At 49.8% G+C, this 17,768-nt stretch carries 14 protein-coding genes; 9 read left to right on the plus strand and 5 right to left on the minus strand.

Annotated features, from left to right (window positions below; translation table 11 throughout):
• Positions 1–81 precede the first annotated feature (81 nt).
• The 8 genes from P8N76_25815 (at position 82) to P8N76_25850 (ending at position 10,686) form a co-directional block, all read left to right on the plus strand.
• Positions 82–4,785, plus strand: coding sequence for an FG-GAP-like repeat-containing protein (locus tag P8N76_25815; GenBank protein MDG2385114.1), 4,704 nt, complete (start codon positions 82–84; stop codon positions 4,783–4,785).
• Positions 4,786–5,077: 292 nt separating this feature from the next.
• Positions 5,078–5,974, plus strand: coding sequence for an NAD(P)-dependent oxidoreductase (locus P8N76_25820; protein MDG2385115.1), 897 nt, complete (start codon positions 5,078–5,080; stop codon positions 5,972–5,974).
• On the plus strand, positions 5,971–6,168 hold the full coding sequence (locus tag P8N76_25825; GenBank protein MDG2385116.1) for a hypothetical protein: 198 nt from the start codon (positions 5,971–5,973) through the stop codon (positions 6,166–6,168). Before P8N76_25820 ends, P8N76_25825 begins: the two co-directional genes overlap by 4 nt.
• 103 nt (positions 6,169–6,271) lie before the next feature.
• The gene (locus P8N76_25830; protein ID MDG2385117.1) at positions 6,272–6,712 is read left to right on the plus strand and encodes a hypothetical protein; all 441 of its coding nucleotides are present in this window, start codon (positions 6,272–6,274) and stop codon (positions 6,710–6,712) included.
• Between the two features lie 84 nt (positions 6,713–6,796).
• Positions 6,797–7,414, plus strand: a complete 618-nt coding sequence (locus tag P8N76_25835) for a hypothetical protein (GenBank protein ID MDG2385118.1) — start codon at positions 6,797–6,799, stop codon at positions 7,412–7,414.
• Between the two features lie 461 nt (positions 7,415–7,875).
• Positions 7,876–8,205, plus strand: a complete 330-nt coding sequence (locus P8N76_25840) for a hypothetical protein (GenBank protein ID MDG2385119.1) — start codon at positions 7,876–7,878, stop codon at positions 8,203–8,205.
• A 173-nt stretch (positions 8,206–8,378) separates the two neighbouring features.
• Positions 8,379–8,987, plus strand: coding sequence for a class I SAM-dependent methyltransferase (locus P8N76_25845; GenBank protein MDG2385120.1), 609 nt, complete (start codon positions 8,379–8,381; stop codon positions 8,985–8,987).
• 319 nt (positions 8,988–9,306) lie between these two features.
• Complete coding sequence (locus P8N76_25850; protein ID MDG2385121.1) at positions 9,307–10,686, plus strand: glycosyltransferase family 39 protein; 1,380 nt, start codon at positions 9,307–9,309, stop codon at positions 10,684–10,686.
• A gap of 22 nt (positions 10,687–10,708) precedes the next feature.
• Here P8N76_25850 and P8N76_25855 read toward each other — a convergent pair whose 3' ends face one another.
• Genes P8N76_25855 through P8N76_25865 form a run of 3 tightly spaced genes read right to left on the minus strand, consistent with a single transcriptional unit; the run spans position 10,709 to position 13,396 of the window.
• Positions 10,709–11,431, minus strand: a complete 723-nt coding sequence (locus P8N76_25855) for a class I SAM-dependent methyltransferase (protein ID MDG2385122.1) — start codon at positions 11,429–11,431, stop codon at positions 10,709–10,711.
• Complete coding sequence (locus P8N76_25860) at positions 11,418–12,413, minus strand: NAD-dependent epimerase/dehydratase family protein (protein MDG2385123.1); 996 nt, start codon at positions 12,411–12,413, stop codon at positions 11,418–11,420. The genes P8N76_25855 and P8N76_25860 overlap by 14 nt, the downstream gene beginning before the upstream one ends.
• Positions 12,392–13,396 (minus strand): glycosyltransferase, encoded by a 1,005-nt coding sequence (locus tag P8N76_25865; GenBank protein ID MDG2385124.1) that lies wholly within the window; start codon positions 13,394–13,396, stop codon positions 12,392–12,394. Before P8N76_25865 ends, P8N76_25860 begins: the two co-directional genes overlap by 22 nt.
• 747 nt (positions 13,397–14,143) lie before the next feature.
• Between P8N76_25865 and P8N76_25870 the strand changes: the two genes are divergently transcribed.
• On the plus strand, positions 14,144–15,277 hold the full coding sequence (locus P8N76_25870) for a hypothetical protein (protein ID MDG2385125.1): 1,134 nt from the start codon (positions 14,144–14,146) through the stop codon (positions 15,275–15,277).
• Positions 15,278–15,367: 90 nt separating this feature from the next.
• On the opposite strand, the gene P8N76_25875 is transcribed toward P8N76_25870, so the two are convergent.
• Complete coding sequence (locus tag P8N76_25875) at positions 15,368–16,519, minus strand: hypothetical protein (GenBank protein MDG2385126.1); 1,152 nt, start codon at positions 16,517–16,519, stop codon at positions 15,368–15,370.
• A 173-nt stretch (positions 16,520–16,692) separates the two neighbouring features.
• Positions 16,693–17,646 carry a glycosyltransferase gene (locus tag P8N76_25880; protein ID MDG2385127.1) on the minus strand — a complete coding sequence of 318 codons (954 nt, stop codon included), beginning with the start codon at positions 17,644–17,646 and terminating at the stop codon, positions 16,693–16,695.
• Between the last annotated feature and the right edge of the window lie 122 nt (positions 17,647–17,768).

Below are 17,768 nucleotides of genomic sequence, written 5' to 3' on the forward strand. Positions count from 1 at the left end.
ATTGAGCCTAAGCGAAGCAGGGTGGACTGCGGCTGACATCAATCAATTTGCCAAGCGAGTAACCAATTGCGAGTACAGTGGATGAAGATGGAACCCCTGGTCCTACGGTCTTCTTGGGTCGGTTATTTTGCCGTACTGCTGATCGCCTTTTTAATTAGCGATTGTTCGGCGGAAAAAGACTTCTCCATTCGTGTCGATTGGCAGACGGTTCAGTTAAGTCCGCATTTTTTCAGTGAAGGAGCCACGGTCGGTGATTTCGATCGTGATGGCGATCTGGACATTGCTTCCGGACCTTGGTGGTACGAGGGGCCCGACTGGAAACAGAAACACCAGTTTTATGCGCAGGACGCAATTGATCCGCATGGTTATTCCAACAATTTTTTTGCATTCACGGAAGACTTGAATGCGGATGGTTGGGATGACATCTTGGTCTATGGATTTCCAGGGGAGGATGCATCGTGGTACGAAAACCCACGGGGCGCTAATCGATTTTGGCCTCACCACAAAGTATTGGAAGGCTTAGACAACGAATCGCCAACGTTTGTCGACATCAATGGTGATGGCCGTCGCGAGATCGTTTGCAGTGTTGATGGCTTCTTTGGCTATGCCGAAGTCAATCGCGATGATCCGGCTTTGCCCTGGAAGTTTGTTCGGATCTCCGATAAGTCGGCGGGAGGAAAGTTCACGCATGGTCTAGGTGTCGGGGACGTCAACGGTGATGGTCGATTGGACCTCCTCGAGAAAAATGGTTGGTGGGAACAACCGGCGGGGAAGGCAAAACTGTGGAAACAGCACAAGGTGGCCTTCGGCGAAGGGCATGGTTCTTCGCAGATCTTTGCTTACGATGTCGACGGCGATCGCGATCATGATGTGGTTTGTTCCTTGAATGCTCACGGGTTTGGGCTCGCCTGGTTCGAAAATCTAGGCTCGCAGCAATTCAAACGTCATCTGATCATGGGGGCCAAGCCGAGCGACAATGACTATGGGATCTGCTTTTCGCAGCTTCACGCCATGCAATTAGCAGATGTCGATGGTGATGGTCTCAAAGATATTGTGACAGGTAAGCGTTATTGGGCACATGGTCCCAGGGGCGATGTGCAATCAAGACACCCTGCGGTTGTTTACTGGTTTCAGTTGCAACGAGATCGAGCGGGAGAGTCGGTGAGATGGATACCCAGGCAGATTGACGATGATTCTGGGGTAGGCATGGAAGTGGATGTGGTGGATGTCAATGGTGACAATCTGCCCGATGTGCTCATTGGCAACAAAAAGGGCACTCATCTGCACGTTCAGGGGCGATCGAAAATTTCCGCTAGTGAGGGACAACGTGATTTGCAGATCGGTATCGACGATATTGCTCGACCGACCCAACAAGGTGAGCCCGACGCAGCGGGACTCGATCCGCAGGAGGCTGCCGCGGCGATGACCCTTCCTCGGGGCTTTCGCGTGCAGTTGGCAGCGGGTGAGCCCATGATCCATCAACCGATTGCGATGACATTTGATCATCGCGGTCGCTTGTGGATTGCGGAAGCCTATGAGTATCCGATTCGGGCCAAAGAAGGACAAGGGAAGGATAAGATTGTCATCTTGGAGGACACCAATCTGGATGGCGTGTTTGATAACCGAAAGGTCTTTGCCGACAAGCTAAATCTCATCAGCGGTTTGGAAGTTGGGTTCGGAGGGGTGTGGGTCGGCGCTGCACCTTATTTCATGTTTATCCCGGATCGCGATGGCGACGACCAACCCGATGGTGAACCAGAAATCCTGCTTGATGGTTTTGATTATCGTGATACTCACGAGACACTTAACGCTTTCAATTGGGGGCCAGACGGTTGGCTCTACGGCTGCCATGGTGTTTTTAATTACAGTGATGTCGGAAAGCCAGGTTGCGATGATTCGGAACGCATGCGATTGACCTGTGGTGTGTGGAGGTACCATCCTGTTCGCCATAAATTTGAGGCCTTTGCTCGTGGTACGAGTAATCCCTGGGGCGTTGATTTCAACGAGTATGGACATGCGTTTATGACAGCCTGTGTGATTCCGCATATGTATCACATGAGCCAGGGTGGGCGATACCAGCGGCAAGGAGGGCAGCACCTAAACTCGCACACCTACGATGATATCAAAACGATTGCTGATCATGCTCATTTTACCGGGCAAGTGAGTGATCATGCTTGGTGGGGACGCGACCAGAATGCCAACAGCCAAAGCATCTACGACGCCGGAGGGGGACACGCCCATTGCGGCGCCATGATCTATTTGGGAGACAATTGGCCTCACCAATACCGTAATTCTATCTTTATGACTAATCTGCTTGGAAATCGTATTAACAATGATGTCCTGCACCGGGTCGGTAGTGGCTACGTGGCTTCCCATGGTCACGACTTTTTATTTGCGAATGACCAATGGTTCCGTTGTATCAATCAGCGTCTTGCACCCGACGGTAGCGTTTATCTGATCGATTGGTATGACAAGCAGGCTTGCCATCGTGATGACAAAGAGCGGTGGGATCGGACGAATGGTCGTGTTTATCAAGTTGCTTACGGAGAAGTCAAGCCGCGGTCGGTTGACTTGTCCAAGTTGAGCGACGGCCAGCTTGCCAATTTGCAGCTTCACGAAAATGAATGGCAAGTGCGTGTGTCACGTCGAATCTTGCAAGAACGTGCCGCGGCGAAAAAACTTAATCATGAAGCGGTTCGACATGTCTTACTGCCCATTCTGAAAGATCATCCTTCCGTCTCGCGACGTTTGCGAGCAACGTGGGTGTTACATGTTTGCGGCTTGCTGCATGCGGAAGACCGCACATTCTTGTTGAATGCTGAGGGTCGCAAGAGTGAGTACCTGCGAGCCTGGGCCATTCAGCTCGATGCTGAAGACGGTCAGGCCGATGATTTAGGCAAATGGATCCCGTTGGCGGCTGGCGATGATTCACCCCTGGTTCGACTCTATCTTGCTTCAGCCCTCCAGCGTTTGCCGCTCGATGATCGCTGGCAAATTGCAAAAGGCCTGCTTCAGCATGCTGATGATGCGGCGGACCAAAACGTTCCATTGATGATTTGGTACGGTGTGGAACCTTTGGTTCCACACAACGTTGACCGCGCGTTGGCCTTGGTGACGGGTTCCAAGATCCCTGTCGTTCGTCAATTCGTGTATCGCCGAGCTGCAGCAGACCCAGAGACCAGAGGCCCTCTCTTGGACTTGCTCAAAAACACCGATGATATTGGCCTGCAGAAGCAAATGGTTGGTGAGGTTGCCGAAGCCCTTTCGCGGCAAGGCAAGCTAAGCATGCCGGTCGAATGGCCCGCGCTGTATTCCAAGTTAGCGCAGAGCAGTGACGATCAGTTGCGCGATCAGGCGCTGGCGATTTCCGTTAGGTTTGGCGATGCATCCATCTTTCCAATATTGCGGGAAATTGCGAGAAACCAAGAGGCAAATGCTTCGTCCCGTGAAAACGCTTTGACGGCATTGATCACGGGAAAGGACATCGAGCTTCTACCACTTCTTTTGGAAATGCTTGACGATGATATGTTGCGTTTGAAGGCGATCCAAGCGATGGCCGGATATGAGGACGAATCGATACCTGTCGCCATTCTTGCTCGTTATTCAACTTTTTCCCCGAGGGAACAAGCCACTGCGCTGGCCACCTTGTCCTCACATGCCTCATTTGCAAATCGACTCATAGAAGCCATTGCCGATCAGACCGTCAAGCGAGAACACGTGACCGCTTACACAATTCGGCAGTTGCTCGTGCTCAATGACCAGGCACTCAATAAAAAGATCGAAAGAGTCTGGGGGCAAATCGGCCAGAGTACGGGTGACAAGAGGCGACGAATCGAATCACTGAAACGACAATTGAGCAGTGATCGATTGGGAGAATCGGATCTGTCGCATGGCCGGACGTTGTATGAAAAGAGTTGTGCGAAGTGCCATCTGTTGTTCGGCGAAGGTAGTCGGATTGGTCCCGACATTACTGGTAGTAATCGCGCAAATTTGGATTACGTCTTGCACAACATTATCGATCCTAATGCGTTGATTGGAAAAGACTATCAAACAACCCAGATGATTCTCACTAACGGCCGAGTTGTCATGGGACTTGTCAAAGATGAGACCGATTCTGCGGTGGTTCTGCAGACCGCGACTGAGAAACTGGTTGTCGATAAAGCGGATATCGACGAGCGGCAATTGTCGAAGATGTCGATGATGCCGGAAGGCCAACTGGACAAAATGACAGTCGATCAGATTCGAGATCTGATCGCATATTTGGCGAGCCCTAAGCAGGTGACCTTGCCCGGCACCGCCCCTCAGTACGATGATGCGACTCGTCGCGTGTTCGGTGCGATTGAAGGCGAAACCATGTCAGTGATCGATCGCACAGGAGGGAAATCTGATCCCCAAGAGATGGTCGCGTTCTCTGACGGCAACTGGAGCCAAGACAGCCATCTCTGGTGGATTCAAGCTAAGCCGGGTGACAAACTCACGCTTCAGTTTGCCGCACCTCGTGCAATCGAATATGAGATATTTTTGGGGCTGACCAAGGCAGTAGATTACGGAATTATCAAGCTGACGCTCAATGATCAAACGCTGGTGGAACAGTTAGATCTTTTTCACCCAACGGTCGTTCCGACAGGGCCGCTGAGGTTTGGGAAGCATCGGTTGAAGGAACAAGGAAATAGATTGCAAATAGAGATCGTTGGTGTCAATCCAAAAGCAGATCCAAGCTACATGGTTGGCCTGGATTACCTGTATTTGGGTAGCTCAGAACAAGAAAAAAACTCTGCAGATTAAGAGTCGAATCAAGGGGAATCATTTCCCGTGGAAGAGTACTAGGGCTGGAGTCCAGTAAGCAATCGGTCTGCCGATGATCGTGCCGGCCCCCCTTTGCATGAAGGTAATTCTCCCGAAGTGGTAGTCGAATACGGAAACTGGTGTGAGAGCTAGGCGTTGATGGGACTCGGAATAGCCGCCGTGCTAACTTGGTGGGGATGCAGTGTGACAGTTTTAGCCAGTGATTTCCGGATGTTCTTAGCAAGACGACAAGCCTGCATACACATGCACATTTAAAACGAGTGATGAGTGGATGATGAAGGAACGCGAGAGTGACACACAGGTTGGGTTGATCGGGATTGGTTTGCTCGGTACCGCTCTGGCAGAGCGATTGATCCGGCACGGAGTTACCGTTTTGGGGTTTGACATCGACCCGACGCGACGGGATGCGCTCGCTGCCATGGGAGGTTTGGCGAGCAACGATGTGCCGGGGCTCTTGTCATCTTGCAAAGTGGTCATCTTGAGCCTGCCGACCAGCGCCATTGCTCGCGATGTTCTGGAACAAAATGCGGCCGTGCTGCAGGCGGATTCGACGATTGTTGATACCACCACCGGTGATCCTGAAGAAATGTGTGCCATCGGGGCATTTCTATCTCAGCGAGGCGTGGACTACATCGAAGCGACGGTTGCTGCGTCTAGCGCTCAATTGCGTGTCGGTACCGGCGCGCTGCTGATTGGTGGAAAAGAGGCAACTGTGGCCCGAGTGGAACCGCTTCTCAAGATGATTCTCGAGCAATACTTTTATCTTGGAGCTGTGGGTTCGGCATCACGTTTTAAACTTGTTCACAATTTGATGTTGGGGCTCCATCGTGCGGTTCTTGCAGAAGGACTGACGTTTGCAGAGGCTCTAGGATTTAGCCCAGCGACAACATTGGAGATTCTGCAACAGACACCTGCCGTTTCAGGAGTGATGGAAACCAAAGGAGGGAAAATGGTGGCGGCCGATTTTGCTCCTCAGGCTCGTTTATCACAACATCTGAAAGATGTACGTCTGATACTGTCTGAAGCCGAACGGGCTGGCACAAAAACACCATTGTCCGAAATTCATAGAACGATATTGGAACAGGCCGAACAGCTTGGTTTGGGCGAATCCGACAATAGTGCAGTCATTGAGGTGTACCGAAAAAGGGTAGGAGGAGAGGGTGAATGAGCTTGGAACGCGGGGCGATCAGCTTGCATTGGATTGACACAGTCGTGGTTGGTGTTTATCTGCTTGTTATCATGGCGATAGGGCTTTGGATGGGGCGACGCGTCAAAGGCCTGAACGACTATTTCATGCCACGAAAGTTCGGGAAAGGCATGATGATCATGCCTGCGTTTGGAACCGGTACGGCGTCCGATTAAGCTCTGACCGTTGCGTCGGCCACCTTCATTGCTGGACCGAAGTGGCATCTGTTACCAGTGGCTGTGACTCTTCGTTACGCCCTTTTATTAGCTGATCGCTCCCATCTTTCGACGTTTTCGAGCGGTCACCACCGCGGATGTGTATGAGTTGCGCTTCGATCGCAGTGTTGCCGTGTTGTTCGCCTTGGTTGGCATGGCCAGCATGTGTGTGAAGATTGGCTTGATGCTCAAAGGTGCGGGAGCGTTGATTGATTCGGGAACTGGCGGGATGATCGATGCGAATATCGCCATCATCGCCGTCACGTTGATGTTTGTTGTCTACGGAACGGCGGGTGGATTGGGCGCCGCGATCGTGACGGACTATATCCAAGGTATTCTGACAATCGCTTTCTCGTTCATGCTGTTACCCTGTATCTTGGCAGAAGTCGTTGGCTTGACTGGTATCCACGCATCCATTACCAACAAGTCTATGCTTTCCCCGGTCGCTCCCGGAAAGATTACTTTGTTTTGTGGTGATGATGGCCGGTCTGATGAGTTCCTGTGATTCGTTCATGATCAGCAGTGCCGCGCTGTTCACCGAAAATATCTACAAGCTTCTGCTATTCGGATTAACGGATCTTCATTACGTTTGAGTGGGTCGAATTGCTTCGATTCTGATCGTCGCTGGGGGCGTCATATTCGCGTTTGGGTTCCCAACGTTGTCAAAGCGGTTGAGATCTGGTTCATGATTGCGCCGATGATGGGGGTTGTGTTTTGGATTAGCTTCATGTGGCGGCCAATGACGGTTGCAGGCGCGTGGGCAACGACGTTGACTGGCTTTGCCACTTGGTGGATTTCGACGCAGCCATGGTTCATTGCCTGGATTGGCGAATTGCCGTCTTCCGAATCACTGCGTTTGCTTTGGGAGGACGGTGAGAAAACGGTGGTTTACCTTCCGTGGCAAATCTTGTTCTACAGGATCAGTGCCTCGACGGTCGGCATCATCGTCAGTTTGTTTGCACCGCGGGTAAGCGAGGAAAGACTCAGCCGATTCTATCAGCGGAGTCGCACGTCGGTTGATCCAAATGAACAGATTGAACAACCCTGCACCCTGCCCGCGGCTAGGCCTGTCGCGGATCGCCGAATGCTTGCGACTGCTTGGGGGCTGGAGATACCGATGCCGTCCCGCGTGTCACTTGTCGGATTCGCAAACGCGTGGTTCTTGGTGGCCTTAATTATTGGTGATTTCATCTGGATTGTGAATTGAACGAGGTTGGAATCGACGACTAACGGGTGCGGAATTCCGTTATCCGTCTGTCGGATTGCACGAGGCGAGTGACGTGGCAATGGACATCGCCTTCTGGACGATAATCCGCCCTGTTGGCTTGAATGTTTGGCATTAATGATGGGCCATATTCGGTTACCTTTTATCCGAGATAACGCTTTTTCTCGTTGGGAAAGGAGGGGATCCTCCGCTATTCTTACGCCGGATCCTGCGGTTAGTGATATTCAATCGGCGATTGATGCGGATTTCAAGTCAGATGGAATCGTGAGCCGAATTCGAGAATTCTGCTGCCATCATAATGTCGGAGAGTGAGACTCTTTTTCATCGATGCCCTCTCGGAGAACACGAGGGGGAAGGTGTAGAATACTCGACTCCGATAGCCGGCTTCCAACAACGTCGGTCTCATCGGGTAGGCCTTCATTTAGTTTGAGCGAAAGGAAAACATGACGAACAAATATCCGGAAAAAACGTGTTCGATCGATCGGCTTATTACGCATGAAAAACTAATCTCTGCCGCGCTGGATGGTTCCAAGACGCAGCAACGCCGAGCTGGGGTTTATGGTTACCCGGGCGAGAAATTCAAATTGGAAGGTGTTGAATTCGAGATTACCGACCTGAAAAACGAACGATGGGGAGACATCGATGAAGAGGATGCTCAACGAGAGGGCTACCCGAGTCTCGCCATGTACCGGGCGTTGATTGAACGGATGCATCAGGGCATGGAATGGGATCAAGATCAGCCTGTTTGGGTGCACGAATTCTCGAAGGCATAGAGAGACTGTCGTACGGCAGCTCCGGTTTTTTTCCTCGGGTGATCTTGCCGCCGGACCTGGCGGCTGCTCGAGAAAAGGATGCTGACAGCAACGATTCGATTGAGGTGTGGCTTTCGAAGTATACGATTAGTGTTTGAATCAAAGGTGAGTATTTAGTCGAAACGTCACTCTCAATGCGCAAACTCAAGTCGGTACTAAATCATCCTCGCTGCTATTTATTGTTGCAGTTTCTGACGGGGGCAATGCGGGCGAGGAAAACCTGCATTGAGGCTTATGCGGAATGCAAGTCGGGGCAGCGCGTTCTGGATGTAGGATGCGGGCCAGGCTACGTGGTCCAATATCTGCCGAAGGTCGATTACGTTGGGATCGATATTGACCCCAGATACATCTCCTATGCCCAATCCACGTTTGGATCGATGGGGACATTTCACCAAACAGAAGATGTCTCGGAGATGATTGCGAAACTGGAAAGCTTTGATCTTATCTTACTCAATGGGGTGTTACATCACCTTGATGATCGTACGGCAAAACAACTTCTTGTTGCATTGAGTAACGCACTTCGTCAAAATGGTCGGTTGTTAACTTTGGATGGTTGTCTTGATTCTAATACATCGAGCATCGCTAAAATCTTTTTGGGATTGGATCGGGGTGACCACATTCGTTCCGCTTGCGATTATGTCGAACTTGCTGAGAACGCTTTCGATTACGTCGAAATGAATCGTACGAATTGTTTTTATATTCCCTATGATTCAGTCGTGATGGTTTGCCGTAATTCGTCCTGAATAGAACGCACATTCTGATTCACTCTTAACTAATGTGGTTTTGGTTGTTGCTGTGGAGAAACATTGCACGAACGCACGGTGGACGAGAAGCGAGATCGCTCTTTTAATTGGTTGTCTCCTTGTTGCCTCTTTGGTGCGTTACCCCGAGTTGCAGCACCATTTCAGTTTTGATGAACTGTATATTCTTGCTGGGGCAAACGGTCGCGCAGAAGAACGGTCTATCCAATGGGACGCTGGCGTTTGGATTCCCGTTGCCAAGTCCCCGATCAATCTAGAGAATTCTCGGTCCTTTTCTAGCATTTGGACCGAAGGTGTGCCGATGCACCCGCCCTTATATTCGATTTCGCTGCGGGTCTGGCGTGAACTTTTTGGTGGTAGTCGTTGGATTGCGTCATCCTATGGCGCGCTATGTTCATTAGTGGGGATCGCGTTTGTATTTTCAGCGTTGCGAATTCAAGCAGGCGCACGTTTAGCGACAGCTGTCTGTTTAATCCTGAGTCTTTCAATCGTTCAAGCTCACCTGGCAACTGATATTCGTGGATATGCTTTGTTGTCAATGTTGATTGCCTGCGCCGCTTGGCAAATGGTCCGTATTGAGGCTTTTGGCGGGGGCGTCGCAAAGTCGTGGTGCTTGGGATTGATGACCTTGCCTATGATGATGACCCACTATTTTTCGGTTGGGATTTGCTTCGCGCTTTGTGTGTGGGCTTGGTTTCAATTGAAAGGGAAATTGAGAGTTCATTTCTTTTTAGCGGTGGTGATTTCTGCAGGAATCTTTCTTGTGACTTGGGGCCCGATTCTTCTGGGGCATATCAAATTCGCCGAGTCCACGAAAGGATCTCTAGGATTTCTCGATCGGGATCTACCTGTTTGGAAGTCCGTATTTCCAATGGCAATGGACCTGCCGATTCGGATCTTCGGTTACCCGGATAACCGAATGGTTACCGTGGCAATGGGGGCCTTACTGTTTTTCGTTGTTGTAATTGGAATAAGACGAGTGCCTTCAGTGCGCATCTGGGGTTTGCTGTATCTCTTAGGGATTGGTGCTGTGTTGCTTATAGATCTGGCGAGAGAAACACAGCACGTTGCTTTTATGCGATACGGTTCGTTGGTTTCGGTTGCGGTTCCCAGTGCGGCGATGCTCGCCGTGCATGGAATGTGGGGCAAGTGGATTTGGCCGATGGTTGGGGCTGTCCTTGTTTGTCTTGTGTTGCAGGTTGAGGAACCAAGGGATGTCGGATCGGTGCATTTCCACCATGTTACGAGTCAATTAACCTCGATTCTTAGCGAGTACCCGTCACATTATCCGTTAGCGGCATGTACGATTGGCCGATCCTGGACGGGGAGCCAAGCAGGGGCCGCGATGTTTGAGTTTTCCTGTTTACCTGGATTTTTACCCCGAGCTTCAATGATTGACCTTGAGGAATGGAGTAAAAAGCCAGGCCGTTCGGGAGACACTGCTGGTCGATTTTGGCTGATGACGTTGGGCCGGTTACGTACGCTAACCAAGGAGAATATCGATCGCGAGTTACCCGTTGCAATTCGCCGTAAGTTTCCGAAGGTGGTGGCAGTGAAGGGACCTTGGAAGATAGCCGCGAGCGGTTGGGGGATTTCACCGCGTCCCGCTGCCAAGCTCTGGCTACTGGAGGTTCCAAGGCGGGAAGCTTCAAATCCGAGTGATCTGGATTCGGAAAACTGATCGAAGAATTATTGGACCCATCTCATCCTGAGTTATCGGACGTCGCCTTGACGCTTGTTGTGTAGTATTGTGCCCCAAGAGGAAGCCAGGTTAGCAACTCTTCGAAAGGCCGCAGAATACGAAGACAGCGGGGGAAGAAGACGCGATAGCGAATGGTGGTTTGCTGAAATCCCAGCGAATTTAACAGCAAAGATAAATCTTTCGCCCGAATCAGTTTTGCGTTTTTGTCAAAAGGGCATGAACGGACCACGCGCTGAGTGAGTGGATTGTGAGGATTGTGCTCGTAAATGAAAAGTTGGCCTCCGGGCTTAAGAATTCTCCAGAGCTCTTTGAGGACCACGATGCGATCTTCGGGGGCAATGTGATGAAAAACACAGGCCGCATAGGCTAAGTCAAATCGGTCATCGTCGATTGGTAGGGTCGGTGGTGTATAGGCAATGAAGTTGGCTAAGTCGGGATGGCGTTTGGCAGCTACTTTTAAGCTTTGTGAGGAAACATCCAGGCAGGTGAGGCGACCGCTCGGTAGAAACTCATGCCAAAATGGAATTGCGTTTCCTGTTCCGGCTCCAAAATCGAGGATCTCTAAACTGCCTGCGCTGGATTGTTGATCAGGGGGATAATGCTTTGCGACGTCACCAATTTTGTAACGCAGGTAGTAGCTCGATTCCTCGCCGCCGATCGCAATGCTATCTTCGAGCAGTGTTTCGTAATTCTGGGAAAATTCATCGAATTCAGGCTGTGCCATCACGAACCCTTCCGGCATCAAGGCTGTGTTTGTAACGAAGGGGCTCTCCGGCCGCTCTTCTTGTGGCGATGATTTGGAATATCCCCGATTGCAAGGATGTTTTGGCGAGATGCGACAAGTCAGGATACACGATTGACTGAAATCGAAAACACGGTTGGTATGCCTTTGCTTTCTCTGGTTGAAAACCTGATGTGATGAGATGTCGCCGTTTGCTGATTTGTTGGATGGTGTGGAGCAACTCTGCAATCGTGGTCGGTCGCTCTGCACTCACGATTTTGATGACCGATTGACGTTGCTCAAAGGCTCGTTTTGATGACTCGATAAGGATTTCTGCCGCATCCTGTGACCAGAGATAATCTCGGATCGTTTCCAGGGGTACGAAGACATGGGTGGGTTGCCTTTTCAAAAGATGATCCACCAATATTGCAATTAATCCCTTCGGTTGTTTTCCCGGTTCTTGAATTCCATAGAGTGTCGAAATGCGAGCGATAAAAATCGCACTCCCTGATCTAGCAAGTTTCGAAGTTGAAACGATCTGCTCTTGAATCAGCTTTTGTTTGCCGTAGTTGGTTGAAGGACAGACTGGCGATTCCTCATTCAGTAACCTTGTCGATGCTGCGCTGTAGATTGCTCCAGCGGAGCTGGAAAAACAAAAGCATCCAGGAATTTTCAGTAATCGCGACTGGCTGCCAATCATATCGATTAAGTGAGAAAGATAGCGAGTTTCGATTGTGAGTTGGTCGATTGAACTGTTCATCGAGGACACACCGCCAGCCCAGTAGATTTCCCATCCAACTGCCGGATCAATCAATTCGCTGAATCTTTGTACGAGCGATTTGATTTGAGTACATGCCAAGTCCGGTCGACCCCAAGCGAGACGTTTCGCCGGATAAAACATGCGGCGGTTTCGAACTTTCAGACTAGCAGTGAGAGCGGTTCCGAGTACACCGCCAGCACCAACTACCCAGGTGATGGGTTGCATGACTCTTGGTGTCCATTTGCGGCTGGTTTTGATAGGACGACATAAAGAGGTTTACCCATCGAAATATTCATGGTCAACGCGAGGTATTCAGCGATGACTCCCAGAGCCGTCAAGTTACACCCCGAAAAGAAGGCAACCAATACGACAAGCGAAGCCCAGCCGGGCACTTCTGCGATCCCAGTTAATTTGGCGTAGATTGCAAAGACTGCGGCCATCAAGGCAATTAGCAGTGATGCGAATCCCAACAATGAGATCCAACGCAAGGGGCGGGAACCGGAAGAGAGTAACATTCGCCAAAAATGGGCTAAAAGCTTTACGAATGAGTAGCCGGACGGGCGGCCCACTTCCTGACGGAGCCGTACGGGTGATGACCCAACTCGTGAAGTGACCCAGGAAAGCGCGATATCGAGGTAAATACCACGGCCGCAATAGGCAGCCAGATTGCGTGCAACCTCGCCTTCAATCAGTCGGAAGGAATTGAACCGAAAGGTTTGACTCTCTTTGGAGAGGAAACTGCCGATCCGTTTTGCCAACTGACTCATTGAATTTCGCAAGAATCCGTGTGGAGCTACATTTATCGGTTTCGCGTAAACCAACTGATAAGGCCCTGCAATGGCTTTATCGAGTAACTTGGCGATGTCCGCTGGAGCTTGCTGTAGATCTTCGTCCATCGTGACCACCCACTCGCCGATTGAGGTTGCCATGCCTGCCAGAGTTGCAGCATGTTGGCCAAAATTGCGCGATAACCAAATGCCACGTATCCATGGATATTCCTGTTCCAAAGCTTGAATGGTCCGATGGGATTGATCTGGCCCGCAATCATGAACCAACAGCACCTCGCAAATCTTCATCGAGAGTCCGTCTGCCGTGTGCCTCACATTGGTCCATGGACTTAGCTCCTCAGTCAGTTTTTTTAATGTTGTCTCACCACGAAAAACTGGAACAACAACCGTGATTTCAATGGGTGATTGAGCAGATGACATAGTGGATCTTTTGAGCCATCAAGAGGTTCGAAATCAATATGGCCATTATGGTTTGATCGATTCTGAAGTCAATTTGGATGTGATGCAAGTTAAGCTTGCTGAACAAAGAAGCTTGGACTGTAAGTTGCCGAACGTAAGTAAATGGGAGCTGGTCTTGGCAAGAGGAATGGCTGCGCGCATTTCGTAGAAGATTGTTTTTAGGTGATCGAGGTGAATCGCGAGTCGAATCGTGGCGCTAGAATTTGCAGGAAAAAGGACAAATCGCATGTGTATCTGCAAGCTTACAATTGACGAATTACGTGGGATGGTCCGATCCGGCCAATTCTGGATTGAATCCAATCTGCCCGTGCGAAGGTGGATTGATGCTGTCTGTCGAATCGTAATCGTTGTCCTCCTTTCAGGAAAAGGGCGATAACGACCTCCGTGACGCGAAATTCTACGCTGCGGCGGCAACTGAACTGTCTAAGTCATTTACGTGTCTCGCCTGCAAATTTACTTTTGAGATTCCGTCGATCTTGGATAACGATTGCCGAGTACAGGAAAATTGGTTTCTTTCCAACGACAGTCGAAGGCTGTTGTCGCAAACTCCTTTGGAAGCTGGTTCTCTTTTGGACTGTTTCGATCCATGTTTTGTTCGGATATTGTCTTGATGTGCGAGTTACAATTTAATGTTGGTCGAACCCCATTTCATTCGAAGCGCTAAGAGTACGTAATTGAAACGGCTCGTAGAGCTGAGGCGAAACAGAAGTGTCAAAAGTCATTGTTCATATTGGATCTCCTAAAACGGGTACGACGTCGATTCAAGCAAGCCTGGCGCATAGCCTGAGCGATTCCCGATTTCGATTTATTTCTGGAACTTCTAGCCAAGGAAATCTGGCTGCTCTCTGCTTGTTTGGTGGAAATTGTGAACGCTATCTCAAGGTTCGTCGTATCAACAGTTCTGCGTCGAATAGGGAGAGGCTAAGGCGATCTGCAAACAAGCAATGGTCTCTGCGTTTGCGGGACGCTCTTGCCGATAATGTAACACCCATCGTGTCGTCAGAAACCTGTTGGAAATTTGATGAAGCTGAGTATCGTGATCTGCGGAAATTCTTCGAAGACAGAGGATTCGAAGTGCAGATTGTGGCGTTCTTGCGTCCGGTTCTTGATTATCTATCAAGTGCTTTTCAGCAATTGGTCAAGTGGCAACGGATGGACTGGGATAGTTTCCTGGCAGAACAAGCTGCCGTCGATTACTGGAAGAAAATCAAAATGTTGGACCATGTATTTGGAACAGCAAACGTCACATTGGCATCTTACGATCCCAGTAGATTTCCCAATGGTTGCGTAACGCAAGAATTCTCCAGCTTGATCGGCCTGGGAATGACACCCCTGCAGTCTACTCGTCGCAATGAGAGTTTGAGTCAGGATGCGGTTAAACTTGTCTACGCATTGGATCGGTCTACATCTCTCCAGCAAGTGGCTTGGAAGGATCAAGTGAAACGTAGTCTTTTGGTCCGAAAGATGTTGGAATTGGAAGGTTCGGAATTCAAGTTTCATCCAGCTGTTTTTAAACAACTGGAATCGGCCTTTTGGAAACGAAAGGATTTGTTGGAGCAGCGTCTTGATTGCTCATTTTGTTTCTCGACGGATTCAGTGTTGGATGACCATGTTCGGAGCGAGGATTCTCTTTTCGATTATTCGCAGAGCACGCTTGACTGGCTCGCAGCGAATTCGGGTGCGCCTGTCTTAATCACTCGATCTGGAGACAATTTAAGTCGTCAGGTGGTGAGGCAACTTAAGCAGATTCCCTTGTACACCGATGTGGATATCCTAAGGCAAGAGGCTAGAAATATTGCCTCTCGCGTACGCCAGACGTTTAGTCCGCTTTTTTCGAGATGATCGCATTACGAATGTGATTGTTGAGATCCTTGGCGGATGGGGCGGCGATCTAAAACATCCATTTTCCTCGATGGTCGAAATGCAGTAATCCTAACAGATCGGATTGAAGAGTTTCTTGCGATGTTTACTCAACTCTTCAGATGCCCAACTGGTAAATGAGGTTAGATCAGGCCGTCGAAAAAGGCGATCGACCCGTTCCGCGACTTGCTGAGCCGCTTGTTTGCCATGCAACTTCCGAATGGGTGGGCTGTTTGATTCACGGCAAAGCCAATTCAAACTCTCTTCTGAAAAGCGAAAAAGATCTCGGTCGTCATCAATACACTCTTGATTCGCCCTGTTTTGGACGCTGCTGGGAATGGACCGCCCGAGGCGCTGTTCCAGCCAGGGTCGTTGTTTCTCAAAAGTCTCAATTTGATCGGCGATCACATTCTTTGATAGACAAATCCGTTTGCCCGGTAAGCGGGCCATCCGCGAGATGAGCATGAGGCGGCGAATCCTGTCGATTCGTCGCCTCATTTGCGGTGGCATCAATTGAAGCCACGAAAACAACATTTGGATAGCCGGAAAGGAAAGGCTTTCGTTAACCTGGATGACCGAGTTTGGGTCTAACTCAATTTCTTGCTTTGCAAGAAAATGTCGAACGACACAACCTTCGGGGAATGTTTTCGGATCGAACAAATGAATCTGAACATTCTCCCGGCCAAACAGATTATCGAACGCTCGAATTTTTGGAGCGAAGTCCAGGGAACTGTGTTCCTCGATCCTTGTTAAGAATGTTTGTAGATCCGTTACCTCCAATGATTTTATGATTTGCTGGAAGCAGCTGTCTAGCCAATCAGCTGGTGGACGTAAGTAGGCGATTATGACTGGCCGTAGCTTTTGTTGTACAAGCGACTCTCGCATTTGCGCGATGTCTTCTGGTGCTAAGCTCCAAACTGTTTCGCCGGATAGGATTAGTGACTTGTTGTTTTGTCGGACTTCCTTGTTTGCTAATTGTAGCTTCTTGTGGCATTTCGTTTTGAATCGCCGCAGTTTTGCCAGCGACCAACCCTGGTCTTTCATGAACCAACTTGATTTGGCTGATGAATCAAACAGGGTTATCAACCCGTTATCACTAGAAACATCGCCGAAACTGAGATAGTGAAAACGACGGTCCTGCAGCCGATAGAACAGGGTCTGCTGAATTGAGGAACTTCCTGTCTTGTGCATGCCGATATGAATCAAGCACTTTTTCGCCGTCATGCTTCTTTGATGGGTAAAGGTTGTTTCGTCTGGTCTGTTTCAAATCGAGTGGCACGAGACGCGTCACGAGTTTCATGTTTTGCGAATTGGCGGAAAGCTGGTTGGGGGTTCTTTTTGAATAATCGAAAATTGTAGCTGAATAGCTTGATTGAAGTCGCCAAGCCGTCACGCGATTAACGGGTGAGCTTTCGGCGAATTGCGATTTTGAGTCGTCTGAATTCGTTGGCAGCTTTCAATGGCCTAAATTTTTGGAAACTGGTTCGTGAAAGATAATCCCACCACAAACTGCTTTCAGCTGAATCATGGGGATCGCCATACCAAGGCTTGTCTAGACCCGAAAAGTGAATGATTGCAGGATCTCGCAAAGCCTCATCTACCTCGTCCATGGGAAAGAATGTGTATGCCCATGTCTTGGGTGAGCGCAATGCATGGGTTTGATTCCAACGGAGTTGCAGCGGTGTAAAATGGCCGGCAGTTGCCAGATTGATTGCGTCCATGTCATTCCGGAAATAACGGCCATGAGTTCGGCAGAGTGTTTGCAGGGTTGCGGTCGTCTCACGGTCTTTCCAGGATGTCAGGTTGAAAACCAGTACTCCCGATTGAAGATAGGGCGTGTCAGGTGCAATGTGCAGTTCTCTCCAAATGCTTGAAAGCGCAGAGTTAGGACTGGAAATTGTTGGGTTGCTTATTGCCGGCACCGCGGCAAGGCTATGGTTACCGATTCGGGTCGTAAACAGTTCGGAAAGATCTTTTCGGACCAGGATGTCTGTGTCTAGGTAAACAGCTGTTTGACGCGATTCTGCCAGGTAATTTGCGGCAAAGAAGCGTCCCCATGCCTCCTGGCCTAGGCGTTTTTCCGTTGGAAACAAATCCACTGGCATTAGTTCCCTGAGACTCTCGAAATGAAGAGCAAGTGCCGGCACCGACGCTTGTATTTGATGTTGTGTTCTTTTGTTGATGTCGCTGCAAAAAAGATGGATTTCTAGATTGGTCGTGGCCTGCTTCGTTTCCTGGATGGATCGCAGGAGCACTGCCAGTGGCATTGCAACCTTGGTGTTCCCAACCATGAATAGCGTGAGAGGATCGGTGTTATTCAAGTGCGGTATTCGCCGTTTTGGTTTGTCCAAGACGAAGTCCTAGGATTGCTCGTCAGTGAAATTCGATGACAAAACAATGGGTGTTGGCGTCTACAGGGTGCTTTCAACTCAGTGTAATCCGCACGGCGAGTATTAAATATTTGGCTTGCTGT

The organism is Pirellulaceae bacterium (genome assembly GCA_029243025.1).
Classification (GTDB): Bacteria; Planctomycetota; Planctomycetia; order Pirellulales; family Pirellulaceae.